Raw genomic sequence first — 25,035 nt, forward strand, 5'->3', positions numbered from 1 at the left:
ATAGACATAAAAAAACGACCGCTAGGTAGACCGAAGTACCTAGGGTCGTTTGAGCTTCAAAATGCTAGATAAGCTCTTAACTTTGACACATCACACAAAACACAAAACACGCTGCATTTCACTATATGTTTATATGAGTTTGTTACGGATGTGGATCACCACTGCTTCTGCAACGATAACCACTGCGAAGATACTCACTAATACCATCGAAACTTTTTGCCACTCAAAAAGGTTCTGCGCATCGTTTAGCACCACGCCAATACCACCAGCGCCCACTAACCCCAATACCGCAGATTCACGCACATTGATGTCCCAACGGAACAACACGATGGAGTAGAATGCGGGCATAACTTGCGGCCAATACCCTTTAAGCAAGATGCTCATCCAAGAAGCGCCGGTTGCGCGCAGAGCTTCGATAGGCCCCATGTTCACTTCGGCAATCGCTTCCGCTAACAGCTTCCCCACAAAGCCGATACTGCGAATAGCAATTGCCATAATGCCTGCGAGAACACCGGGGCCAAACAGTGCGATAAACAACAAAGCCCAAACCAATGAGTTCACAGAACGTGAAGACACCAGAAAGAATTGAGCCACCCAGTTCAGCGCTTTATTAGGTGTGATATTTGGCGCGTTCAACAACGCCAATGGAATCGCAAATATCAAGGTAAACAAGGTACCTAACGTCGCGATGTGCAGTGTCTCAATCATCGCTGCGTGAATCGACTCAGGATAGAAAGCGTAGTCCACTGGCACCATACGCTCGAACATGTCAGCAAACTGCGCTGGCGCGTCGTATAGGAACTCAGGAATCACTTCAACCGTCTGCCAAGACCAAACAATCGCGCACACAAGGCTAAGGTAAACGGCAAATCGAGCCACGCGTTCGTTTGGTGTAAAGCGCTGCCACTCTTTATCGATAGATGCTGTTGTCATTAGAAGATTCTCCTAACAATGTTGGAAAGAAATTCACCCACAAGAATCAATGCGATAATGGTGATCAAAATAGCGGCAACAAAGTCGTAATCGAAGCGTTGGAATGCAGAGAAAAGCGTACCACCAAGGCCGCCCGCACCCACAATGCCAACCATGGTTGAGTTACGTAGATTTGAATCAAGCTGGTAACTAGCAAAGCCAATAAAACGAGTAAATACTTGAGGCATTACCGCATACAAAATGACGCTGATAAAACTGGCACCGGTTGCTTTAATCGCTTCAACCGGTTTAAAAGAGATCTCTTCGATAGCTTCAGCGAACAGCTTAGCGATGAAGCCAATGGATGCGAATACCAAGGTCAATATCCCTGCCAGAGCACCAAAGCCCACCGCTTTCACAAACAAGATGGCGATGATCACTGGGTGAAAAGAGCGACACAATGCAATAAATCCACGAATGGGCGTTGATACGATTGAAGGCATCATATTTCTCGCGGCTAGCAAGCCTAAAAACAGTGAAATAACGATGCCAAAGAAACTTGAGATAATCGCAATCTGTAAGCTTTCCGCTAACCCACTCAGTAGTAAACTGGTTCGCGAGAAATCAGGCGGAAACATTCGAGATAGTAACCGCTCACTTTCACCAAAACCGATGATCAAACGATCAAAGGTAAGCCCTAGCGTCGAGAAGCTGTAAAACAGATAAGCCACGATCCCAGTGATAATCGCACGGTTTGTCCATGACACCTTGAATGGGTTTTCATGCTTTGCTGACGCCTGATTTGACGGTACGCTTGGCGATGAACTTGGGTTTAATCCAGCCATGATTCACCCCCATAGATAATTTTTAGATCTTCCTCAGAAATACCTTCAGGGCTACCGTCGTAATGTACTTTGCCATTACACATACCGATGATGCGCTTGGCGTAACGCTTAGCTAAGTTCACATCGTGAATGTTCACCAATACAGGAATATTTTTCTGCTCAGCGAAAGTTTCCATCAACTCCATGATCTCAACCGCGGTTTTCGGGTCGAGTGATGACGTCGGTTCGTCAGCAAGAAGAATGTAAGGGTCTTGCATCACCGCACGAGCGATACCGACACGCTGTCTTTGCCCGCCAGACAAGCTGTCGGCACGTTGGTTTGCAAAATCTTGCAGGCCAACAAATTCAAGTAACTCAAACGCTTTTGCTAAATCTTGTGGAGAATAGTTACGACGCCACGCATTCCAAGCCGTCATGTAGCCTAAACGGCCGCTTAACACGTTCTCGATAACCGTTAAACGTTCCACGAGGTTATATTCTTGGAACACCATGCCGATGTGTCGACGTTGTTTACGTAGCGCTTGGCCTTTTAATTGAGTCAGGTCTGCGCCATCAAAAATGATTTCACCTTGGCTTGGATCGTTAAGGCGATTTATACAGCGTAGAAGTGTGCTTTTACCGGTACCAGATGGGCCGATAATCGCGATGATGCCAGGCTCACCGATGTCTATATTAATGCCTTTAAGGATTGGCTTGCCTGCGACGTACTCGTGGAAAAGGTTGTTTATCTTTATTCCTTCATAGCTTGCTACGGCCATACTGCATTTCCTTGTGCGAATTTTGGAATGATCTATGCCCTACCCGCGAGGGCATAGATTCTTAGTTGAGGTAAATGTTTTTAAAGGGCTAAGTCTTTCTAAAACTTAGCCTTCCAACTGAGTGAAGAACTAGCCGTTGTTTGCTTGTTTTGCTAGCTCAGCTGCTTTTTTCTTTGCGCGTTTAGCCGCATCTTTTTCAGCGAGCTTCTTAAGACCAGCTTTGGTGTAAGCCGTACCTGTCGCGTGGGCGATATCACGAATCACGTCCCACTCTTCTTTGTAGCTGATTGGTGAGAAGCGGTCTGCACCTTTAAATGATGCACTCATCTCTGGAGTAAAGCGGTAGCTGAAGAAAGCTTCGTTGATCTTCTCAACAAGCTCTGGCTTTAAATTATAAGCGTAACCGAAAGCAGATGTTGGGAAACGCGGGCTACGGTAGATGATCTTCAGCTCAGAATCGTCGACACGACCTGCAGCGACCATACGATCGTAAACATCTGATGCCACCGGTGCTGCGTCATAGTCTCCATTGAAGACACCTAGAATCGATTGGTCATGCTTACCTGAGTAAAGCACTTTGTAATCTTCATCTGGCACTAAACCTTTCGCTGGGAATAACGCACGTGGAGCTAGGTTGCCAGAGTTGGAAGATGCAGAGGTGTGTGCAACCTTTTTGCCTTTTAGATCAGCCATAGTATTGATACCGCTGTCTTTGCGCACAATCGTGATTAGGTTGTAGCCTTGGAAGCCAGACTCATCGCCCTTCACCGCAATTGGAACGTAACCTGCTAAGTTAACTGCGTAGCCTGTTGGGCCCGTAGAGAAACCTGCAACGTGCAATCGACCAGAACGCATCGCTTCTACTTGCGCAGAGTTCGAGTGAACTGTGTAGTAAATCACTCGCTTACCCGTGATTTTACTTAGGTGAGCTTGGAAATCCGCAAACGCATCTTTGTACAACGCAGGGTCTTCTACTGGCGTGTAGGTAAATACAAGCGTACTTGGGTCGTTCCACTCATCTGGGTTCTTTGGTGAATCGGCCACCAAATCTTGGTTTTCATCACAGTATCGATCGTCTAACACACCACGGCTAGAGCAGTCGCTTGCCATAGCCATTGAAGGAAGTAGCAATGAGCTAGCGATTAACAGTCCTTTAACACTGATTTTCATATTCAAACCTTACTTTTACTTATTGTTGAAAGTCACCTTCACTACTGCAGCCTTTGTGCCACCTTTTTATATCTTTAATTTCAGCAACTTAAATAAAAACCCTCACTTTAAAATTACTTTTGAGTCATTCGTGTCCAACTCAAAACCCATCATTTGGGTCATTTCTGTCCCGTCGATTTCAGTGGTTAAAAAAAGAGCCCGAAGGCTCTTTGGTTCACTGCTTTTTCTTTTGTTATTCTTTAGTTTAGCGCTCTCTATACAAACGCCATAATTAGCGGGCGTAACAGCGCACTCAGAAGAACCTAAGCGTCGCTGTCCATGCAGTTTGCGTAATAAGTTACCGTTGCAGGCCAATCGCTGAATACGCCCATCACACCAACATCTTGTGCCAGCACATCAAGCATTTTCATCATATCGCCGTCATTGTTGATACCGTCTTTCACGCTCTTGTAGTACCAACCACCACCTTGCGCTAGTGGGCCAGAACGTTCCAATGTCCATGCGATAATGTCGAGGTCAGCATCCTTAGCAAGCTTGGCGTAGTTAGACGCAACCAGTTCGTTGTTCTCGTCTAAATCAACCAGAGCAAACAGAGGTGGTGCGATGATATTCACACCCGCATCGTGCAGCTCTTTCATATTCTCAACGGACGCGACAAAGTCCGCTTGTTCGTAAACACGGTCATCAAGATAAACGGCTTGTTTGCCGAACTTCGGTGCTTCTTTGATCCAGTACTTCACATCATCCAAGTTGAATGACTGTGGGTAAGTATCAGAAGGCTCGAAGCCCGCCTGTTTCAGTTCATCCACCAACTTTTGCGCGTACATCTCTTGGCTAAAGCCATTGAAAGGCATGTCTACTGCTGCCGATTTCAATTCAGGTGTGACCTTCACGCCGTGCTCTTTAAACAATGCCGCACTTTCTGCGTGTGTCATCAATGTCCCACTTTGGCTGTAGAGATCGGTTCTCCAACCTGGAGTCCCGTTCATGTACTCTTCAACCGTGGTGGCTTTTGGATTCGCACCATCCATTTTCCCTTTAAGAGTCTTAAACTCCGCTAGCGTGAAATCAGAGGTACGACACTCAACCTGAGCATCTTCGCCTGTCGCTGGGTTAGCCGGCGTGAACGGTGTTGAACACTTCTTAGCGAGATCGGGATGCGCCAAAACATCGGTTGTGGTGTGCAGGTCACTTTGAGAATGCCGACACACCAATTCCTTATCTTTAGTAAAGGTTACATCACACTCTACGACACCCGCTCCCATCTGAATCGCCGCTAAGTAAGATTCTTTAGTGTGCTCGGGAAACTGCATTGCAGCTCCGCGATGCCCAATAGAAAAATCGCTACGATGAAATGGTCCTTCGCTACAACTGAGCAGCTTGGTTTTCAAAGGGCTCTCGTCCATATTGTTGACTAAAAAGAGGGGACGAGGTCCTAGGTTTGCTGACTCTGTAGCCGCCCATGCTGTCATTGAGCTAACGCCGAGTATCAGAGCAATCGAACCTTTCAGTATTTGCTTCATGTTTGTATCTCCTTGCAACAAGCAATTATTTTTCTAATTTCCTTAATACGGTCATTTCTACCTTCTATGAGATGACCTCATGTGGGCAGGTGCCACAATGTAGGGATTGCATGCTTTGTGCCAAATGTTAAAACTCTTTTATTACAATTACTTGAAACAGTTAGCCATTCGACTAAAAGTTAAATGGGTCATTGTTGTCTTGTGCTTTTTCTTTTAGTTTTGGTTTTCCATTTAACAAACAACTGAACCAGCTAGGCCTTGAAACTCTCTTTATCCAATTGATGTTTCTTCATTTTTCGATAAAGCGTTTTGCGTGGCAGGTTCAGCTTGCTAGAGACCTCATTGATATTGCCTGCGCTTTCAATAAGCGCCTCAGTCAGAACATTTCGTTCGTACTGCTCCATCTGCTTTTCAAAGGCGAAATCTTCTCCGGACGCTTCACAAATTGGCGATTGAAGATCGAAGCCATCACCGACGATACCCAACACAAATCGATCAGCGACATTACGTAGTTCACGTACGTTACCCGGCCATTCATGCCGACATAGCTGCTGTATCTGCTCGGGGTAAATCGTCGATGGGCGCGTCTTATATTTGTGGCTCGCTTGAATCACAAAATGGCGAAACAGCACCTGAATGTCTTCTTTTCGTTGGCGCAGTGCCGGAAGGTTTAAGCTTGCAATGTTCAAGCGATAGAAGAGATCGGCTCTGAATTCCCCAGACTCACTCAAGCTCACAAGATCAGCTTTACTGGCTGCGACCACGACAATGTCGACAGGTATCAACTCATTACCACCAACACGCTCAATCATTCGCTCTTGAATCACGCGCAGCAGTTTTATTTGTACCGCAATCGGCATGCTCTCAATTTCATCGAGAAACAGAGTGCCGCCATTGGCTTGTTCTATTTTGCCAATACGCTTCTTGTTCGCGCTAGTAAACGAACCCGCTTCATGGCCAAACAACTCACTTTCGATAATGCTCTCTGTCATGCCACCACAGTTAATCGCGACAAATGGCTTAGTCTTACGACGACTGAATTGATGCAGAGCTTGAGCTATCACCTCTTTGCCCGTTCCCGTTTCTCCGTTGATGATAGTATCGACACCGGTATGCGCTAAAGCGAGCACTTGCTTACGCATCGTATCCATCGCTTTTGATTGGCCAATAACCACAGATTCAATCGGTAAATCCTCTTGCCCATCGCCATCCGAGGTTGACGGGCAACTGTGCTGACACTGGGCAATCGCCAAATCAAGCTTCTCCACCAGCTCACTCGAATTAAGCGGTTTTTCCAGAAAGTCGAAAGCGCCCAGCTTCATCGCTTCGATCGCCATTGGGATATCGCCATGACCACTCATCAATAAAACGGGCACATTCGGGGCACGGTGTTGGATTGAGCTCAACAACGTCAAACCGTCCACTTTCGGCATGCGCACGTCACACAACACAACCGACTGACTGTTCGCTTTAAGCGACTTTAGGCCAAGGTTAGGATCAGTAAAGGTGGTGACACTAAACCCTTCTAGCTCTAACATTTCGCTCACGGCTTCGACGACATCTATTTCATCGTCGATAAGAACTATGTGTTTTTCTAAAATCATGAACCTGTGCCTTTTGGTAGAGTGACGATAAAGGTGGTGCCTTGGTGTTCAACCGATTCCACGTGAATCGAGCCGCCAAAGTCTTTTATTATGTTGTATGCAATAGACAAGCCGAGCCCGAGCCCCTTACCTGTTGTTTTGCTCGAATAAAATGGGTCAAACAAATACGGGATATCTTCTTCAGGTATGCCCAGTCCATTGTCCTTAACCAAAATCTGTATGGTGTTCGAAAGCTCTTGCGTAGCAATACTAAGTTGAGGCTGCTGTTTATGCTCAATGGCATCCAGAGCATTGCTGATGAGGTTCACCAGCACTTGTTCCAAGCGTATGCTGTTGGCTCGAACCATCTGGTAGCTTTGGGGCGAATACTGAATCGATACTGAGCTTTGTCTGGTTTCAAACAGATCAATCGCATCACCAATCACCTTCTCTAGTTCCACGTTATCAATCTTGCCATCGCTCTTACGTGAGAAGGCTTTTAAGTGACGAGTAATCGCAGCCACCTTTTCTAGCAGGACTTCGATCTTTTTAAGATTCTCTTGTGCTCTGTCTGGTCTATTTTTACCGAGCCAAAGCTGAGCACTTCGAACGTGGCTATTCACAGCCGTCAGAGGTTGATTGATCTCGTGAGTGATCCCAACACTGAGTTGCCCCAATGCAGCCAGTTTTCCGGCTTGGATTAACTCATCTTGAGTCACTCGCAGCTTGGCTTCGGCTAGGGTTCGCTCTTCCACTTCGGCTTCTAATTTTCGGTTGGTTTGCTTAACGATTTTGGCCGTGGTTTGGAATACCTTTAGGTACTTGGCCATTTGCGTCACTTCGTCTTTGCCACGAATGGACACTTCGGTATCTAAATGGCCGGTAGAAATCGCAAACATGTTGTCTTTAAGCTGTAAAAGTCTTTCCAAAATGCTCTTACGCACGTAGAACCATGAAATAGCAGCGGCAGCCAACACGCTAAATAGAGAAAGGAAGAGAGAAAGACGCTGGTTAGATTGCAAAGATTGCTGCGCCTGCTGAATCGATTGGTCAATATTGCTATTCACCTTGCTGGTGTTGCTTTCGATCTGCACGGTTAATTGGTTCAAATGCTCGCGGCTGTTTTGCAGGAAGTATTGCTCTTGATAAAGATGATCGAGCGCTTTGTTTTTCATTCCATACAAGCTGCTATCGCTTGAGGCAAGGTTATAAATCACCGTGAGTTGATGATCTAATTGAGGAAAATCACTTCTTAAATCACCACTGACCCAGAGCTTCCACCACTCTTCCCCTACCTGCTCTAATCGCAAACTGGTGTAATCCAGTTCATTAAAACTGGAGTCGTTATACAGCTTTTCGACCAAGCCTAATTGGTAATAAAGCAGAGACTTGAGCTGTGTGTACTGGATTTGATCTTTGGCAGACTCTGGCAAGTTATCGAGTGAGTCACTGGCTTGCTGCAATAGAGGGTAAAAACCTTCGAGCAAATTACGAAGCTCTTGGTTGAGCTGTTCTGACTCAATTTCACTTTGATACAACAAGCTAAGGCTGTTATTAACTTGAGCGATAAGATCTTTAAAATAGGAGTGATAGTCCGGGAACTGAACCATAACGCTATTCATCACGGAAATAGCGTCTTCGATTTTTAGCATCGCCTGTTTGCGCTCTAAATTCGATTCAGCGTCACTGAGCTGAGAAGATGTTGTGATAATCACTCGCACCATATCATTAAGGCGTGCAGCATTATCTAAGGCCGGGATTTCACTCTCCTTTAGCTCAACAAGACGTTGGTTTAAATCATCGAAAGTAAAGCTGGAGACAACCGAGAGGAAGATAGTAGTCATCGATAGCATGGCTAACGCAAGTACCAAGCGCAGCTCAATACCTTTCCAACCAAACCACTTACGACGTGGGATTTTGATCGAGAACGGGCGCTCGAAACTATCCTTATTTTCTACAACCTCGGAGACATGACTACTCACTCGCCCCACCTTCTTCTCATCAAATAATCAACAGGAACTGTCAATGATTCAATTAGTTAGGGTGTGAGCCTTACTTAGGTTTGCATCGAATAGCTTTAGTGAAACTATTAAATGAAGAGTAATCATTAACATTTAACATAAGATATCATAACAATTGTTTTATAAAACTTGAGCTGTCTGTTTTGCGATGATAGAAAGTGACCGCACCGACAGAAACGTGATTACTTTATCAATAAACCCGTAAATTATATGAATAGCACGCTCAATCAAGCAGCAAAAACCTTTGATTATTTAATAAGTTAAGGACTAGAGCTCTAAAAAATCGCACAAGCTTTCACTCGTGCGATTTCATTTATGCCATGTCCATCGACTAACCCGAGGCTCAACGAACTTAGAGAATAATCATCCCATCGCGATAAGTCAGAGCAGGAGAAACGTCTTGGCCAAGTAAGACTGGGCCATCAAGGTCGACGATTTCAGATTGAACGGCGATAGGCAGAGCTGCACGCATCGCCAAAGAAGTACCAAGCATACAACCAGACATCAGAGTAAAACCGAGCCTTTGTGCTTCTTCTGCAAGTATCAATGCTTCAGTCAAACCGCCCGTTTTATCGAGTTTGATGTTGACCATTTCATACTTGCCCAACAGCGATGAGAGCTGTGAAGTAGTATGACAACTTTCATCAGCACACAATGGTATCGGGTGCTTGATGTGCGCCAGTGAGGCATCGTGCTGTTGGGGTAACGGCTGCTCGATCATCGCAATATCAAATTCTGTCAGTTGATTGAACAACTCTTCGAGATTCAGTCCTGTCCATGCTTCATTGGCATCCAATACAATTTGAACATCTGCCGCGGCTTCTCGTACCGCGCACACACGCTCTACTACTTGTTCACCATCAAGCTTCACTTTCAGAAGTTTCGCACCATTCGCGACATAGTCTCGAGCCTGAGTCGCCATCGCTTCTGGTGTGCCAATCGAGACGGTCATTGCAGTCACGATTTGAGCAGGCAACTCAAACAAGCTATTAGGAAAGGTCTGGTCGTTCTGCTGAGCTTCAAGCTCCCAAAGCGCACAATCAACCGCATTTCGCGCTGCCCCTCCGGTCAATAAAGACTGAAGGTGATCTCTCAGCTCTGCCGGATCGGTAACGCCTCGTTCAAACATGGCTTCAAGTGCGCTAGACGCTTGTTGGATTTGCGCTAACACAGACTCCGATGACTCGCCGTATCGTGGGTAAGGCGTGCATTCGCCCTGAGCTCTTTTGCCATCATGTTCAATGTAAACACGAACAACGTGACACTCAGTTCGACTGCCACGAGAGATGCGAAAAGGCGTTTGCATCGCGATAGTTATGGGTTCAGCTGTAATCTTCATAATTTCACTCGGTTGATGTTCGCTTTAACAAATGGAAACGTAGAAATGATGAAGTCGTTAAAGTGAATGTCGCAAATGATCAGTAATGTGTTGTACACCAAAACGAACCGGGTCCGTCACTGGTACTTGATAAAGTGTTGTCCATTCTTGGCACAATGTCTCAGCCTCTTCAATGCTAATCGCCGATGTGTTTAAACAGATACCGACCAGTTTCACGTCCGGATTCGTCAATCGCGCGGCTTGCAAGTTCGCTTCAATCGTCTGTTCTATGCTTGGTAATTGCGCATGAGGAAGGTTGCGAATATGTGGTCGCCCTACTTCGTGACACAACACCAAAGCGTCGGCTTGCGCGCCATGCAATAACCCCAAACTCACGCCTGCAAAAGACGGATTGAACAACGAACCTTGGCCTTCAATGATGTCCCAATCATGGTCGGTAAATTCGGGGCTAATCGCTTCAACCGCGCCGGAAATAAAATCCGCAACCACAGCATCAATCGAAATTCCGCTGCCTTCAATCAAAATACCGGTCTGCCCTGTCGCTTTAAACTGAGCAGATGTCCCCGCAAGTTTAAGCGATTTTTCAATCGCTAATGCCGAGAACATTTTGCCTACTGAGCAATCTGTTCCGACAGTAAGCAGGCGCTTACCTTGACGAGGCTTTCCGTTACCAACATTAAGAACACCATCAAAATGGCGTACATCATGAAGCTTAGTCAATCCTTGTTGCTGCATGTCAGCAAGCGGTGAAAATTCACTCAATCGTTGGTGCATGCCAGATGCAATCTCAAATCCCATTTCTGCAGCGGCCATAATGGTTGACTGCCAAGAATGAGGAATAACACCACCCGGATTTGCGGTACCAATCACTAGCGTCTTCGCACCCTGCGCTTGTGCCTCTTGCAAGGTCATGTCCGTTAAGCCAAGTGAAACCGTATCGCCTGTTAAGCGCAGTTGGCCGAGGCAGATTTCTGGGCGCCATTGGTGAATGCCACGAGCTGTTTTTGCGGCGAGTGGGTCAGTAACATCCCCAAGAAAAAGAAGGTAAGGTTGAGCGATAGACATGAGTATTCCTAATTAATCAATCCTTGTATGGGTTTACTTTAATTAAGAACTTGGAAGCTGCCGAATACCTATTTATGGCGAGCCTATAACATTAAGTTATAGGGTGAGTATGGCTCTTCAATGAAGCTATAAATTGCTTAACGGAAATAGACTGAGGGGTGTGCTCTGCACAAAGCGTCGATACCGAGAATTGGATGTCTGGTTGAAGTGGCAACACACAAACCGAGTCGTCATGTTGATACTGCTCTGCCGTCCACGGGTCAACAATCGCAAATCCTGCTTGGTGCTTCACCAATTCCGCCGCCGCGCTATACCCACGTACCGATATCGGATGGTGATAATGCTCATCTCGCGCAATAAGGCTTTGATGTAACAGGAGGCCTAATGGATCGCGGCTATCGAGCCCGATGATTGGCAACGGATAATTGATCAGATCATCGAGGGTTAATTCTAAGGGTAAATGATCAACCGTATTGGATGGAACCAGAACCTTGAGTGATTCAGTTAAGAGCGTTTCACTTAATACAGCCGGCGGCGCTTCATCGCCAAACGCGATAGCGATATCTAACTCATGCTTTAACAACCCTGCACACAGTTCATCGCGGTTGGCAGTCAGTAACTCAAAAGAGAGCTCTTGTACGCGAGACATTTGGGCTATCACCGGAGTCAGCAATTTAGTCGCCAGTATCGGCGGCGCACCAATGCGCAAGTGTTGATGCCCTTGCTTCACTTTATTGGTCAAAGAACGGAACTGCCCCAATTGCTGATAGACCTTTTCCGCTTCTGGCAGCAAGGTTTTCGCTTCAACTGTTGGTACTAAGCGCCCTTTAACACGCTCGAATAAACCGAAGCCAAGCTGTTGCTCGGTGTGCGCCAGAATACGGGTCACATTGGGTTGTGACACATGCAGATTACGCGCCGCTCCGGATACGGTACCGGTCTGCATAATGGCGTAGAAGACTTCCAACTGTCTTAGGTTCAAATCAATGTCCTTTTGGGTTCACTTAACTATTTAACTATTTAACTATTTAACTATTTAACTACTTAATCACTTATCTAATCAGCTATCTAATCCGTTACCTGAGCGAGTTTATTTTAATAACGCTTCTATCTTAGGTTGTAGAACCTCAGCCCAAACTTGATAAGCCTTAGCATTCAAATGCAAGTCATCACAACTGTATTCATTGGATAGTAATTGATTCGGTGCTAGCACACGGTTTACATCCAAAAACTCGATATCATGTTGTTCGCAATAAGCCTGTAGTCTTTTATTGAGTTCTGAAACTTGAGGATTCAACCCTTGCAGTTTATTGCCTACGTGCAGCGTTGATTGAACAAGAATAGTAATACCTTGAGCTCTCCATGTTGTAAGCATCTCAATATAGTTCTGATAGATATGGTCAACGCTGTAACCTTGTGCAAGATCGTTAATTCCCGCCATAAAACACACCAGCTTTGGCTTCACGTTCAACGTGGTATCAATACGGCGCAACATACCCGTTGTGGTATCGCCCGCAAGGCCACGGTTGACCATTGAGACATCACGGAAAATATCAGCCCACGGAGCCCACTCAGTGATCGAATCACCAAACATCACTAGGTCTGCATTTGGAGAAAAATGACGGTGATTGTCTGATGTCATGATGTAACGGCTCATGCTGTGGCCTCGTTGTTGAATCTCAGACTGAAGAGCGACCGCTTTGAGGATCTCGCTATCTGGCGTGGCGCTATCAAATTGAGCCAGCAATCCTTCGATATGAGGCTTAAAAGGGCTAAGACGAGTATTCAGTTGATGATGTTCTTTAAGGGAAGATAACCTCTCTAGTAATGCATACAGAGAGCGGTTTTGACCAACTTCTTGGAATAACTGATAGAGATCGAGGACAGGGTGTTGTTGTAGCGCGGCAAGTAATTGCTTGTCTTCCATGGTGTTATCTAACCCTTCAGTTATCTAGTAATGAACTCAAGATAATATCCGATTGCGTACGGGATAGATAACACTAGAAGCAGAGATTTACTTTTCTTTGATTAGCAGATGATTACGGTTATCACGGCTTTTCTTAATCAGCTCGTTGCTCTCATCCATTTCATCAGATTTTGCAAGGCGATCGTAAAGCAGCACATTCACTGTTGCCGCCAAATTCATGCAACCTACCGTTGGAACGTACACAACGTGATCCGCTCTATCCGCAACATCTTGAGAAATCGAACCATCTTCAGGGCCAAAGATATAGATAGCGTTCTCTGGGTGTTTAAAACGTGGCAGTGGTGTTGCACCTTCAGCGAGTTCTACACAAACAATTTCCGTTTCTGAATCAAGGTTATCCAAAAACGACTCGACACCCGTTAGTGGGATAGTACGCGCAGCGCTCTTGGTATCGGTGTGAAATTTTGCGGCTTTTTCGTAGCGTTGCCCTGTGTATTTAACTTCGTCGACTTGGTAGCAACCAGCCGCACGCATAACAGCACCAACGTTTGTCGGGCTCTTTGGGTTAGTTAAACCAATAGTCACATGGCTTTTGTTCATGAATCTTTCTCACTTAACGAATAGACATAGCAGGGTGCTACAAAGCGTCGCATTCTAACAAAGCAGCGTCGAATTCAAAAGCATCGATACAAACTCACTTTTTCGTGCTTAAGCCTCTAGTTGCAAGGCTTCTCACCAAAAAAATCTAACCGCCATCATATTTATAAAACAAAAACACTCTAGGGTAACAATTAAACAACAAGCCCATTTACATTTTGAAACCACATTAATAATGTGTTGAAAATTGCATGAGACAATCACACAGGAAGCGTGACATGACCCTAACCATCAAAAACCGCCTTTATATTCTCTCTTTCATTCCACTGCTATTGATGGCAATCGGGATGATGAGCGTGACGTATATGAAGAGCACCGAGCTAACCGCACAACAAGTAGAATCGACGCGTAGCAATATGATGGCGATGAAAGAAAAGGAACTCAAAGCGTATCTGCAAATGGCTCAATCTTCTATCAGCCCGTTCTTGGAAAGAGGTGCAACTTTAGAAGAAGCCTTACCAACATTAAGAACGTTAGAATATGGTGAGTCTGGCTATATTTTTGGTTATGACTCGAAAGGTGTTCGAGTCGTTGTCGGGCAAAACAACGATGGCATTGGTAAAAACTATTACGATCTGCAAGATAAGAAAGGCAATTACCTGATTCGTGACCTCATAAAGAACTCAAAACTTGGTGAATTCACCACTTACTACTTTCCAAAACTTGGTCAATCTGAAGCCCTACCTAAACTCAGCTACTCGATATTCATCCCACAATGGGATTTGATGCTAGGCACTGGTTTTTATACTGACGACATTGATGCGGTCATCGCAGAAATGAAAGAGAGCTCGAACGCTGCACTGCAAAGCTCACTCACTGCCATCGCTATTTTCTGTGGCTTAATCGCTCTTGTGGTTGCCGTGTTTGCAGTCGCAGTGAACCGCACCATTATGAAGCCACTTGAACAGTTTGACCGTTCAATCAGCGCGTTCGCAAGTGGTGAAGCCGATTTAACCGCTCGAATGGAAACCTTCAAAGCGCCCGAATTCACTAAGCTCAGCGAGAACTTCAATGCCTTTGTAGCAAGCCTGCAAACCATCATTCGCAGCGTAAGCGATGTAGGCCAGCAAGTGGTAGCCGAAACATCTAGCATGTCTTCTCGCGCAGCTCAGGTCGACGAGATCGCAACAGGCCAACGTGAAGAAACTGAACAAGTTGCAACAGCGATGACTGAGATGACCACAACCGCGCAAGAGATCTCAAGCAACGCAAGCCAAGCGGCCGATTCAGCGAAACTTGCAGAAGGTAACGCAAAAGAAGCGCAGCAAATCGTAAACGCAGCTGCGGATTCGGTTGCAGGCCTTGCTAGCGAAGTATCAGAAGCCAACACCGTAGTGTCACGTTTAGAAGGCGATGTTCAGAATATCTCATCTTCATTAGCGGTGATTCAAGACATTGCAGAGCAAACTAACCTACTCGCATTGAATGCCGCGATTGAAGCTGCGCGTGCAGGTGAACAAGGGCGTGGGTTTGCTGTGGTTGCCGATGAGGTTCGTAAACTAGCAAGCCGAACTCAAGAGAGCACTGGCGACATTCACAAGATGATAGAGCAACTTAAAGCTGCCTCAGATGCTGCTGTGAAAGCAATGGATTCAAGTCAAAGCCGAAGTGCGCAAACCGTGGAAGAAGCGAATGCCGCAGCCGAAGCACTGGCGAAGATCCAAGCGTCGATTGATACCATCATGGACATGAACTCGCTTATTGCGACAGCCACTGAACAGCAAAATATTGTAGGACAAGAGATATCTCAACGCATCGTGGTGATTTCTGACCAAAGCTCACAATCGGCAGAACTCGCGAATCAAAACCGTACAGGTAGCCAAAACCTCAACAGTCGTGCAAATGAGCTGTATCACTTGGTAGATCGCTTCACCGTCTAATACATTTTCGGTTTAGTAAGCTGTAACCAAACGCGACTTAACCCTAAAACACGTCGGGCTTCAGAATCTCTATTCTGAAGCCCGTTTTTATCGGTGGAGGCTTTAAGCCATACACTAATCCAATTGCTCAGAAAGGAAGTCCACCAGCAAACGAACCTTTGAAGATAAGTTGCGGTTCTGAGGATAAAGCGCCCAGATCCCTTCTTTGTCATCTCGATAATCGGACAGCACCTCAACCAACTCACCAGAATCAAGGTCTTCACTCACATAGTATTCAGGCAACTGCACCAAGCCAATGCTCTGCTTAGCGGCGTCTAACAAGGCTAAACCACTGTTGCACTTAATGCGTCCATTAACACGAACTGAGCGAGGGCGTCCATTTTCTTTGAAACGCCAATGTTCAAATCCACCAACCAAGCATTGGTGATGGCTTAACTCAGAAAGCGTATGCGGCTCACCATAACGTTCAATATATTCAGGGCTCGCACATACATAGAGTTGGCGTTGAGAGAGCTTCTTTGCCACAAGGCTTGAGTCTTCCAAGCGGCCAAGACGAATTGCCACATCAACACCCGAATCGATTAGATCGAGCTTTTGATTGGTCAGCATCAGCTCAAACTCTACTTGTGGGTGAAGCTTTAAGAATTGATGGAGTATTGGGGCGAGTTGGCGCTCACCATAAGTCACAGGCGCAGTGACTTTCAGTAAGCCTTTTGGTGTGGATTGCATCTGCGTGACCGCAAGCTCAGCAATTTCTAAACCTTCGACCAGCAACTTACACTGCTGATAATAGAGTTGCCCAGCCTCTGTAAGAGACACCTTTCGAGTCGTTCGATTGAGCAGTTTCACTGCGAGTCGTTCTTCGAGGTTTGCTACTCTACGACTGATTTGAGCCACCGACGTAGCGAGCTTCTGCGCCGCACCAGTAAAGCTTTCACGCTCTGCAACTGCAACAAACTCACTTACCCCTTCCCAATTGGCCATGCCTTTACCTTATGCTGAACTTTGGTTACCCATACAGTGTATTGAAGTTAGATATCAGTGTCACCTTGCTTGATATGCGCTGTGCATTAATCTTCGGCACCTATAGTTATTCCCTTACAGAACCATATTTTTGTCCTAACATTAACCTCATCCCCTATTGCTAGGGTGAGAATCTCGAAAACACTGGTACAACAAAGTAAGGTATCCCTTTGAAGAAGTTAATCATACTTACATCAACTCTTGTACTCAGCACCACAGCGTTTGCAGCAACTAAAACAACAACTCAAGAAACAACGTTAAAATCTGACACATATGCTAGTGAAGCCGAAGCATACGATGCAGGCACCAACCTTATGGATGAGTTAAGCGCAAAGACACCTTTTGAGCTTTCAAGAGAACTGCCACAGTTCCAACAGACAACCAAATACGATTCGTTCAAGATTGATGATGCGAATATGGAAGTGAAAAAAAATCACTAACATGAACGGCGACATCCATTACCAAGCGAACGTAAAAGTTGACTACCGTTACATATACAAAGACGGACGTAACAGCTAACACTGAATGATTGATTTGGTCTAAAAACGGATCACCTAGTCAAAAAGAAAGCCCGCACTCATAGAATGCGGGCTTTCTTGTCGTTCAACGTTAATTAATGGAATTCAAACGAGCAACCATTATCAGCTCATATTCGTCTGTCTAATTTTGAAGATTACACTTCAAACTGAGACACTAGGCTATCAAGTGCTTCACACTGTTCGGCCAATGCCATACATGCATTTTCTGCGCTGCTCGCCATCTCAACCATTTGCATGGTGCTTTCTGCGATGCGTTGAACATTCTTATTCACTTCTTCAGACACTTGGGACTGCTGAGAAGCGGCTGTAGCGATTTGCGTGTTCATGTCGTTCATCTTGCCGATTGAGTTGCGAATCTCACTCAATGAAGACGCCGCCGTTCCTGCCTGAACTATGGTTTTCTCGCCACTCACTTTGCTTTCAGTCATCACACCAACCGCGTGTTTAGCACCCACTTCTAAGCGTTCTATCATTGATTGGATTTCGCCAGTGCTGTCTTGAGTTTTGCTCGCAAGCGCACGAACTTCATCAGCCACAACCGCAAAGCCACGACCTTGTTCACCCGCTCGTGCCGCTTCAATCGCCGCATTCAAAGCAAGTAGGTTAGTTTGTTCTGCAATACCTTTGATCACGCCAAGGATTGAGGCGATGTTCTTCACGTCTGTATCTAGTTCTTGAACCACACCACCTGCGTTCTCGATATCTTGCGCAAGGCGTTCAATCGAAGTAACAGTTAAGCCAAGCGTAGTATCAGCCGATTCCACTTCATGGTTTGCAACGTTACTTGCGGTTGCCGCATCTAATGCGTTACCACTCACCACTTCACTGGTTGCTTGCATTTCATGAACTGCAGCCGCGACCACTTCACTTTCTCGCTGTTGATTAGACGAGAATTCAGCAACACTTTGCGTGAGTGATTTGATGTTTTCCATCTCGCCACGTACTGCGTTCGATGTGAGAATAACTTGCTCCACGGTGACATGGATCTTGCCAACAAACTGGTTGAAAGCAGAACTTAAACGAGCAATCTCATCATTACCTTCGACCTTCATACGTTGAGACAAGTTACCGTCGCCCGATGCGATCTCATTCATCGCTTTCTCTACGTTCTGGATTGGCTGAACGATAAAGCGATTTGATAACCACATAGCGAAAAGTGCAGCGAAAACAGCAACGGCCATACCTACTTCAATGATCAACTTACTCGATTCAATAGAGTCACCGGCTTGCTGGCGAAGCTCTTTCTGTTTCAGTTCGATCAGAGTTCGAATATCACGCAGTTGAGTGCGAATGATCGCAAACTCTGCGTCAAGCGCTGGTGAGTAATCAATATTGTATTGGTCTGCGTTTGCTGGATCAGCGAACATTGGCTCGTGCAGTGCCACCCACTTACTCATCGCGTTAACAAGCTTTGCTAACTCGCCACGTGAAGATGGATCCAACACGCCCGCTTGATACAAGGTTTCGACACTTTCAAAACGAGGAACCGCTTTGTAAGCGTTGTCTTTAAATTCAAACTTTTGGTACTCAATTGCCGCTTGGTCTTTAGCAAGTAACAGGCCTTGTGCCGAAGCGATAATTTGGTAAATATCTCGGTAACCATCTTCTAGGTTATCTAGCACTGGCTGAACCACATTATTGAGCTCATTATTAATCGCAGCTTGAGCATTTGATCTGATAACGTTGAGCACAGTAACGGTAGAAAAAACAATCACAATCACCAACAGCGGGATCGCGATTTTACTCTTAATCGAAAGATTATTGATATTCATTGGGATTAATAACCACACTTCAAATAGGGATGCGCGCGCAATATACAGCACACATATGAAATCCCGCTAAGCTTTTGTGAGCTTCATCTCATAGCAAACGATACCGTAAATTCGTGTGATGTTTTTTCAATCAAAGGTTAACTTTCGGTGACTAAAATACTCTCTTATTTAGACTTATTTGCCGCTGATACGCGCAAATACTGGAGAAGTGTGAGAAATAGCACCATAATGTAGGGCTCTAAAATAAGTAGGTAAGAACATGAAAATTTGTGGTGTTGAAATCAAAGGTAACGATGCAGTCATCTGTCTTCTTTCTCTATCAGATGGTGTATTTAACATTCCTGATTGCCGAGTTTCTAAAGTTTCAATTAGCGACGCAAACGACACACAGAATATGAAAGACTTTCAATTCTCTTTTGCAAAGTTAATGGAAGATTACCAAGTAGACAAAGTTGTGATTCGTCAACGCCAAACTAAAGGCAAATTTGCTGGCGGTGGCTTTGGTTTCAAACTAGAAGCAGCAATTCAACTGATCGACGGCCTAGACGTAACCGTTGTATCACCTGCAGACATCAAAGAGAGCCTTAAGCGTAATCCTCTAATGATGAAGTTCAAAGAAACTGGCCTTAAGCAATACCAAGAAGCACCGTTTACAACGGCATACGCTTGCTTGATGAAGCGCTAATCAAAAGTCGCTAGCCAATATTTGATACAGAAAGAGCCTGAATATTCAGGCTCTTTTTTGTTTCTAGTCATCAGCTTTAAGTAGAATGAGTTTTGGTATACAAACTACCGCTCTAACACTGTTCGTCTGCGAGCCTTAATCCATTCTGGCTTTCTCACCACCAAATAAACCGCAGCGGCAGACAAGGCGAAGCCCATCGCGCCATAAATGTCGAACGACTCACCGAAAATAAGCCAAGCTTGAATTGCTGTCGTAGGTGGAACTAAGTAAAACACTGAGGCCACACTAGAAGATGCACCGTGTTCTACCATGTAAAGCAGCAAGAGGATGGCAACGCAAGACAGAACAACCACCAGCCAGATTAGAGTCAACGTGAATTCTACAGTCCAGTTTACCTGCATGGTTTCGTAGCGCATTGCGAACGGAAGAAACAGCACCGCCGAAGCCAAGTATTGCACCATCGCACCGCCGACCATATCTGTCCCCTGACAAAAGCGCTTCTGATACAGAGTGCCGCAGGTAATACCCACCAAAGAAACCAAACACAATAACGTTGCCAAGCCTTTTTGGTCATCTGACTGCCATTCAATATTGCCCATCAACACCAAACTGATACCCGCAAAACCAAGCGCTAAGCCCAGCCACTGCGCGAAATTAAAACGCTGTGAAGTACAGCTGATCATAATCAAAGCAGTCAGAATCGGTTGTAAGCCAACAAGTAGAGAACTCAACCCGGCAGGCATACCCATATCAATCGCCAGATAGGTGCCACCAAGGTAGAAACCATGAATCAAGATACCGACCAAACTTGCGTGGAAGAATGCTCGACCACGAGGAATACGACGCTTAAGGATTGCAATCAAAACCAAGAACAGCGCCACGTTGGCCACCATCCTCAATGAAAGTAATGTTGCGGGTTCCGCGTATTCCACACCAAGACGTGCGCCGACAAAACCTGACGACCACAATATTACAAACACAAACGGAATCATTTTAATCAGCATTACAAACCTCTGGTCAACTCTTCGTCAATGCTGTTACCTTAGTTGGGTACAGATAACTAATAAAGATACAGATATAACAGTTTTAGTGGTTACAGATTGAGAGTGAGCAACGTGGGAGAAACACTTGGAAGCAGAACTCAGCAGCAATAAATACCTTGCTACCGAACAACATATTAAGGCTCAAATTGATAAAGGGCTTTTTCATCAAGACGATCGCCTTCCCTCAATCCGTCAACTAAGCGAACAGCTTGGCGTGAGCAAGAACACCGTGATTCGCGCCTATCAAGAACTCGAAGCAACGGGTTGGGTTTACTCAGTACCTAAATCTGGCTATCGCGTAAAGTCACCGAACACCACCAGCAGGGATACATCAAGCCAACCTCAAAAAGTGGACCTCTTATCTGTCACCAAATCGGTACTCTCTCGTCCGAAAAGTCGCTTGAAGCTGCTGGAAGGTTCTGCACACCCGAACATTAATAACCCTGCCATTCGTAGCTTGTACGCCGAGATCGGTCGCCACAGTCGTTTGCAAACGCAGCTTCCTGGTTATTACCAATTGCCTCCCGGCGACGAGCAATTAGTAAAGCAATTGTTAAAGATCACCCATGATCTAGGTGTACCCGCGGGATCGAAAGAAATTGCGATTACCCATGGTGCTCAACAAGCGATCAGCTTAGCGTTACGAGCATTAACCAAACCGGGTGACATCGTGGCGGTAGAGTCACCGTGTTACTTCGGCAATCTACTTTTGCTCGAATCTCTGGGGTTACAAGCCCTTGAAATCCCAAGCAGCGTTAGTCACGGTATTGATATCCCATCACTACAGAGTGCGTTGGACAAATGGGAAGTGAGAACCTTACTGCTAACGCCAAACTTTACCAATCCAACCGGCTCAAGAATGCCATTGGCGAATCGAAAAGCGTTACTGGAGATCACCGGCTCTTTACCAATTATCGAAGACGATGTGTTCGGTAGCTTGGCATTCGATACACCAATCGCTAGCCTCAAAGAGCTTGATGACCAAGATAGAGTCATCTACGTCAATTCATTGTCTAAAACCTTAGACTCACGCTTGCGAATCGGTTGGTTACTATCAGGTCGCTACCAACCTTTAGTCGAAAAGTACCTTTTATGCGACAACATGGGCAGCTCAAATCTGATGCAATCCGCGGTGGGGCAATTTCTCACAACCGGCAAATACCGCAGTCACTTATCCAAAATGAAACGGCTCTACCAAACCAATCAAAAGCAATTTCAAAGCCTGTTAATACAAGCACTAGATAGCTATCCTCACCTCGTCGGGCAATACCACCTATCAAAACCGGAAGGCTCTTTTTTAAACTGGATAACACTGCCTGAATCGGTCGATAGCTACGCGGTCTATCAAGATTGTTTGAAGCATAAGTTGGGGATCTTACCCGGTACAGTGTTTGGCACCAACGACCAATATAAACATTGCCTTCGCTTCACTGTCGCCAATATTGAAGAGAGCAAAGAGTGGAAAGAAGGGGTAGTGACACTAGCGAAGATAATCGCTAAGCATACACACTAGAGAGTGTCAGGCCTGCCCTAGATACCGTGATAATCATGAATAAGGTTTGACCTTATTAACATTTTTAACAGCAAAGATTCGCTACACTCTCAGCCTTTCTATGCCTAGCGGAGTCCGACGTGGCAACTATCAAAGATGTAGCGGCACTTGCCGGAGTTTCAACAGCAACCGTTTCACGAGTAATGAACCGTACCTGCTATGTCGAACCAATCACGTTAGAACGTGTAGAACGAGCAATCAAAGAACTTAATTACCATCGTGATGCACGAGCAACCGCTCTGGCGAATAGAAGTAGCAACACCTTAGGTTTATTAACCGGCAATTTAGCTGACCCTTTCTTTGCACTGGTTGCAAAAAGTGTTGAAGAAGTTGCCCGAACCAACGGCTATCAACTGGTTGTAGTTAGCGGCGGCCACAATGCTCAGCGCGAGAAAGAAGGTCTCGACTTTCTTATCAGCCAAGGCTGCGAGGCGATGGTGGTTCACTCAAAAATGCTCGATGACGCGACGCTATTACGCTACACCGCTCAGTTACCCGCGATGGTACTGCTCAACCGCACCATCGCCCAAGTATCGAACCGCTCAGTATGGGTAGACAATAGACTAGGCACTCAAGTATCAGTACAACACCTGATCAAGCTTGGGCACAGAAAAATAGCTTATGTGTCCAGCGACCTGCCCATTCAAGACAGAACCGATCGATTGGAAGGCTACCGAGAGGCCATGAAAGCGGCCAATATCGAAATACAACCCAACTGGATCATCAGCCAAAACTTTAGTGAGTCAGGCGGTGAAGCGGCTGGCGACATCTTGGCGAGTCAATGTCCTGAGGTTACCGCAGCTGTCACCTTTAATGATGTGATGGCCGCAGGCTTAATGACCAGCCTGCAAGACCAAGGTATCTCTGTACCCAACGATATTTCGGTGATCGGCTTTGATGACGTCTTACTCGCTCGCTACCTTTATCCTCGATTAACCACAATGCACAATCCTATTGATGAAATGTCGACCTACGCAGCCAACCTCGCAATTAAGTTAAAGTCAGCGGGGTACGTACCGCCAACACAACATAAATTCGAAACAACCTTGGTTGAAAGGCAGACCGTTAAGCCAATCAAGCGCTAAAATTAGACAAAACGTGACCGAAATCTCATGTACGAACCTCATGTAACCGCTTACATGAAAACAGTATTGAAGTCTCACTTTCAATGCTAGAGCCCACTTATTATCCACTCCGAACAAACCCTACATTCACCTGAGGACAACAAATATGAATAACTCAAAGCCTCTACCATCGTTCGGATTAGCACTAGCACCTATAGCCGTTATGTTTGCGTTGCTTGCTATTGGATACGGTGTTTTAGGACTTCGCATTGAAGTGCTACTACTGATTTCTGCAACTTTCACTGCATGCATTGCTTGGAAAATGGGCTATAACTGGGATGACATCATCAACGCCATTGTTGAGAAACTTGCTAAAGCCATGCCCGTCATTTTGATTTTAGTTTCCGTAGGCGGCCTCATTGCCAGTTGGATGATCAGCGGCACCATCCCATACATGGTTTACTGGGGGCTTAAAGTCATCAGTGCTGAATACATCCTGATCGCTGCATTCTTCGTAACTTCTATCGTCTCGGTATGTACTGGTACTTCATGGGGTTCTGCAGGTACGGTTGGTGTTGCATTGATGGGGGTTGCGGCAGGTTTAGACGTGTCACTTGCTGCCGCAGCGGGTGCTGTTGTATCTGGTGCTTACTTTGGCGACAAGATCTCGCCTCTTTCTGATTCCACAAACTTTGCACCTGTCGTTTCAGGCACCACACTGTACGAACACATTCAGCACATGCTTTACACAACACTACCGGGGTTTGTGATTGCTTCTGTTGTCTTCTTCTTTGCAGGACAAAGCGCTGATGTGGCAAACATTGGTCAGCCAGAGAAAGTAACGCAAATCCTTGCGGGGCTAGATAGCCTTTATAACTTCAGTATCTTCCTTATCATCCCACCAGTTATGATCCTATGGGGTGCATTAACTAAGAAACCCGTTCTACCACTAATGTTAGGAGCTTCAGCACTAGCGATTGTACTGGGAATGGTTCTACAAGGGTTCTCTCTACAACAAGGCTTCCAAGCTTATGTCGACGGCTTCAATGTTTCATTGTTTGAAGCAAAAGGAACAGTGACTGATGGGCTAATCCCAGACGTATCAAAACTGCTTAACCGTGGTGGCCTGTCCTCAATGATGAGCACCATTCTACTGGTGTTCTGTGCCTTCTCTTTCGCTGGTATTTTAAGCCTGACGGGCGCGTTAAATGTGGTACTGGGTCGTTTCCTGCATCTTATCCACTCAACAGGGCAGCTTATCGCATCAACAGTGATCGCGACTATTACCGTAGTTTTCACGACATCAGATGGCAAACTAGCTCTTCTTATTCCAGGTGAATTGTTCCAAAACGCTTACCGTAAAATGGGGCTAGATACTAAAAACCTATCAAGAACCATCGAAGACGCGGGCACGATTATTGAGCCACTGGTTCCTTGGACTGCTGCGGGTATTTACATGGCAAGCACACTAGGTGTAGCGACGCTAGATTACCTACCTTGGGCAATCCAATGTTACACCGGTGTCGTTTTTGCTCTGATTTATGGCTTCACTGGGTTTGGTATCGCCCCTGCAAAACCAGAACAGTCAGAAGACTCCGCAGAAACTTCTCTAGCTCACAGCATTAAGTAAGGCTCACATCCTATGAATTCTTTCGACAATACGATTAACCGCCGAAA

General features: G+C 45.7%; 20 protein-coding genes and 1 pseudogene. 6 read left to right on the plus strand and 15 right to left on the minus strand.

The genetic code is table 11. The annotated features are described in order from the left end of the window. Positions 1-129 precede the first annotated feature (129 nt). The 12 genes from phnE (A142_RS09210) to A142_RS09265 form a co-directional block, all read right to left on the minus strand. On the minus strand, positions 130-933 hold the full coding sequence (phnE, locus tag A142_RS09210) for a phosphonate ABC transporter, permease protein PhnE (RefSeq protein ID WP_004732994.1): 804 nt from the start codon (positions 931-933) through the stop codon (positions 130-132). Continuing rightward, entirely contained in the window at positions 933-1,757 is an 825-nt protein-coding gene (phnE, locus tag A142_RS09215; protein ID WP_019821355.1) for a phosphonate ABC transporter, permease protein PhnE, read from the minus strand. The genes phnE (A142_RS09210) and phnE (A142_RS09215) overlap by 1 nt, the downstream gene beginning before the upstream one ends. Then, a complete protein-coding gene (phnC, locus tag A142_RS09220) occupies positions 1,745-2,515 on the minus strand; it encodes a phosphonate ABC transporter ATP-binding protein (protein WP_019821358.1) in 771 nt (256 codons plus the stop codon). Before phnC ends, phnE (A142_RS09215) begins: the two co-directional genes overlap by 13 nt. Before the next feature lie 129 nt (positions 2,516-2,644). Continuing rightward, entirely contained in the window at positions 2,645-3,685 is a 1,041-nt protein-coding gene (gene phnD, locus A142_RS09225; RefSeq protein WP_008216587.1) for a phosphate/phosphite/phosphonate ABC transporter substrate-binding protein, read from the minus strand. A 302-nt stretch (positions 3,686-3,987) separates the two neighbouring features. Beyond that, complete coding sequence (locus A142_RS09230; RefSeq protein ID WP_029405371.1) at positions 3,988-5,208, minus strand: glycerophosphodiester phosphodiesterase family protein; 1,221 nt, start codon at positions 5,206-5,208, stop codon at positions 3,988-3,990. A 251-nt stretch (positions 5,209-5,459) separates the two neighbouring features. Then, the gene (locus A142_RS09235; RefSeq protein ID WP_019821366.1) at positions 5,460-6,812 is read right to left on the minus strand and encodes a sigma-54-dependent transcriptional regulator; all 1,353 of its coding nucleotides are present in this window, start codon (positions 6,810-6,812) and stop codon (positions 5,460-5,462) included. Further along, a complete protein-coding gene (locus A142_RS09240; protein ID WP_019821368.1) occupies positions 6,809-8,782 on the minus strand; it encodes an ATP-binding protein in 1,974 nt (657 codons plus the stop codon). Before A142_RS09240 ends, A142_RS09235 begins: the two co-directional genes overlap by 4 nt. Positions 8,783-9,164: 382 nt before the next feature. After that, positions 9,165-10,151: an N-acetyl-D-Glu racemase DgcA gene (gene dgcA / locus A142_RS09245; RefSeq protein ID WP_019821369.1), complete on the minus strand. Its 987-nt coding sequence runs from the start codon at positions 10,149-10,151 to the stop codon at positions 9,165-9,167. Between the two features lie 57 nt (positions 10,152-10,208). Then, entirely contained in the window at positions 10,209-11,216 is a 1,008-nt protein-coding gene (dgcN, locus tag A142_RS09250; protein ID WP_019821371.1) for an N-acetyltransferase DgcN, read from the minus strand. A gap of 91 nt (positions 11,217-11,307) precedes the next feature. After that, positions 11,308-12,198: a LysR family transcriptional regulator gene (locus tag A142_RS09255; RefSeq protein ID WP_019821373.1), complete on the minus strand. Its 891-nt coding sequence runs from the start codon at positions 12,196-12,198 to the stop codon at positions 11,308-11,310. A 108-nt stretch (positions 12,199-12,306) separates the two neighbouring features. Beyond that, entirely contained in the window at positions 12,307-13,143 is an 837-nt protein-coding gene (locus A142_RS09260; protein ID WP_019821374.1) for an SGNH/GDSL hydrolase family protein, read from the minus strand. An 87-nt stretch (positions 13,144-13,230) separates the two neighbouring features. Then, the gene (locus tag A142_RS09265; protein ID WP_019821375.1) at positions 13,231-13,743 is read right to left on the minus strand and encodes an RNA methyltransferase; all 513 of its coding nucleotides are present in this window, start codon (positions 13,741-13,743) and stop codon (positions 13,231-13,233) included. A gap of 275 nt (positions 13,744-14,018) precedes the next feature. Between A142_RS09265 and A142_RS09270 the strand changes: the two genes are divergently transcribed. Continuing rightward, positions 14,019-15,680 carry a methyl-accepting chemotaxis protein gene (locus A142_RS09270; RefSeq protein ID WP_019821376.1) on the plus strand — a complete coding sequence of 554 codons (1,662 nt, stop codon included), beginning with the start codon at positions 14,019-14,021 and terminating at the stop codon, positions 15,678-15,680. 114 nt (positions 15,681-15,794) lie between these two features. Here the strand turns inward: A142_RS09270 and A142_RS09275 are convergent, their stop codons facing one another. Beyond that, the gene (locus tag A142_RS09275) at positions 15,795-16,664 is read right to left on the minus strand and encodes a LysR family transcriptional regulator (protein WP_019821377.1); all 870 of its coding nucleotides are present in this window, start codon (positions 16,662-16,664) and stop codon (positions 15,795-15,797) included. Between the two features lie 209 nt (positions 16,665-16,873). On the opposite strand from A142_RS09275, the pseudogene A142_RS09280 reads away from it, so the two are divergent. Then, positions 16,874-17,222 (plus strand): annotated as a pseudogene (locus A142_RS09280) (DUF3316 domain-containing protein). Positions 17,223-17,376: 154 nt separating this feature from the next. Here A142_RS09280 and A142_RS09285 read toward each other — a convergent pair. Next, complete coding sequence (locus A142_RS09285; RefSeq protein ID WP_029405372.1) at positions 17,377-19,014, minus strand: methyl-accepting chemotaxis protein; 1,638 nt, start codon at positions 19,012-19,014, stop codon at positions 17,377-17,379. Positions 19,015-19,273: 259 nt separating this feature from the next. Here A142_RS09285 and A142_RS09290 point away from each other — a divergent pair, with 259 nt between their 5' ends. Then, on the plus strand, positions 19,274-19,699 hold the full coding sequence (locus A142_RS09290) for a DUF3010 family protein (RefSeq protein ID WP_017069797.1): 426 nt from the start codon (positions 19,274-19,276) through the stop codon (positions 19,697-19,699). Positions 19,700-19,803: 104 nt separating this feature from the next. On the opposite strand, the gene A142_RS09295 is transcribed toward A142_RS09290, so the two are convergent. Further along, the gene (locus A142_RS09295; protein WP_019821380.1) at positions 19,804-20,703 is read right to left on the minus strand and encodes a DMT family transporter; all 900 of its coding nucleotides are present in this window, start codon (positions 20,701-20,703) and stop codon (positions 19,804-19,806) included. A gap of 124 nt (positions 20,704-20,827) precedes the next feature. Here A142_RS09295 and A142_RS09300 point away from each other — a divergent pair, with 124 nt between their 5' ends. From A142_RS09300 to nhaC, 3 genes are all read left to right on the plus strand, one after another. Further along, complete coding sequence (locus tag A142_RS09300; RefSeq protein WP_019821381.1) at positions 20,828-22,255, plus strand: PLP-dependent aminotransferase family protein; 1,428 nt, start codon at positions 20,828-20,830, stop codon at positions 22,253-22,255. Between the two features lie 119 nt (positions 22,256-22,374). Beyond that, positions 22,375-23,379 carry a LacI family DNA-binding transcriptional regulator gene (locus A142_RS09305; protein ID WP_019821382.1) on the plus strand — a complete coding sequence of 335 codons (1,005 nt, stop codon included), beginning with the start codon at positions 22,375-22,377 and terminating at the stop codon, positions 23,377-23,379. Between the two features lie 145 nt (positions 23,380-23,524). Next, positions 23,525-24,988 carry a Na+/H+ antiporter NhaC gene (gene nhaC, locus A142_RS09310; protein WP_019821383.1) on the plus strand — a complete coding sequence of 488 codons (1,464 nt, stop codon included), beginning with the start codon at positions 23,525-23,527 and terminating at the stop codon, positions 24,986-24,988. Positions 24,989-25,035 lie beyond the last annotated feature (47 nt).

It is taken from the genome of Vibrio splendidus 12E03 (assembly GCF_000272105.2).
Taxonomy (GTDB): domain Bacteria; phylum Pseudomonadota; class Gammaproteobacteria; order Enterobacterales; family Vibrionaceae; genus Vibrio; species Vibrio splendidus_I.

What these genes read in the sequence shown, in the direction of transcription:
- phnE (WP_004732994.1), bottom strand. Translation starts at nt 933, where the DNA reads ATGACAACAGCATCTATCGATAAAGAGTGGCAGCGCTTTACACCAAAC.
- phnE (WP_019821355.1), bottom strand. Translation starts at nt 1,757, where the DNA reads ATGGCTGGATTAAACCCAAGTTCATCGCCAAGCGTACCGTCAAATCAG.
- phnC (WP_019821358.1), bottom strand. Translation starts at nt 2,515, where the DNA reads ATGGCCGTAGCAAGCTATGAAGGAATAAAGATAAACAACCTTTTCCAC.
- phnD (WP_008216587.1), bottom strand. Translation starts at nt 3,685, where the DNA reads ATGAAAATCAGTGTTAAAGGACTGTTAATCGCTAGCTCATTGCTACTT.
- A142_RS09230 (WP_029405371.1), bottom strand. Translation starts at nt 5,208, where the DNA reads ATGAAGCAAATACTGAAAGGTTCGATTGCTCTGATACTCGGCGTTAGC.
- A142_RS09235 (WP_019821366.1), bottom strand. Translation starts at nt 6,812, where the DNA reads ATGATTTTAGAAAAACACATAGTTCTTATCGACGATGAAATAGATGTC.
- dgcA (WP_019821369.1), bottom strand. Translation starts at nt 10,151, where the DNA reads ATGAAGATTACAGCTGAACCCATAACTATCGCGATGCAAACGCCTTTT.
- dgcN (WP_019821371.1), bottom strand. Translation starts at nt 11,216, where the DNA reads ATGTCTATCGCTCAACCTTACCTTCTTTTTCTTGGGGATGTTACTGAC.
- A142_RS09260 (WP_019821374.1), bottom strand. Translation starts at nt 13,143, where the DNA reads ATGGAAGACAAGCAATTACTTGCCGCGCTACAACAACACCCTGTCCTC.
- A142_RS09265 (WP_019821375.1), bottom strand. Translation starts at nt 13,743, where the DNA reads ATGAACAAAAGCCATGTGACTATTGGTTTAACTAACCCAAAGAGCCCG.
- A142_RS09270 (WP_019821376.1), top strand. Translation starts at nt 14,019, where the DNA reads ATGACCCTAACCATCAAAAACCGCCTTTATATTCTCTCTTTCATTCCA.
- A142_RS09275 (WP_019821377.1), bottom strand. Translation starts at nt 16,664, where the DNA reads ATGGCCAATTGGGAAGGGGTAAGTGAGTTTGTTGCAGTTGCAGAGCGT.
- A142_RS09285 (WP_029405372.1), bottom strand. Translation starts at nt 19,014, where the DNA reads ATGAATATCAATAATCTTTCGATTAAGAGTAAAATCGCGATCCCGCTG.
- A142_RS09290 (WP_017069797.1), top strand. Translation starts at nt 19,274, where the DNA reads ATGAAAATTTGTGGTGTTGAAATCAAAGGTAACGATGCAGTCATCTGT.
- A142_RS09295 (WP_019821380.1), bottom strand. Translation starts at nt 20,703, where the DNA reads ATGCTGATTAAAATGATTCCGTTTGTGTTTGTAATATTGTGGTCGTCA.
- nhaC (WP_019821383.1), top strand. Translation starts at nt 23,525, where the DNA reads ATGAATAACTCAAAGCCTCTACCATCGTTCGGATTAGCACTAGCACCT.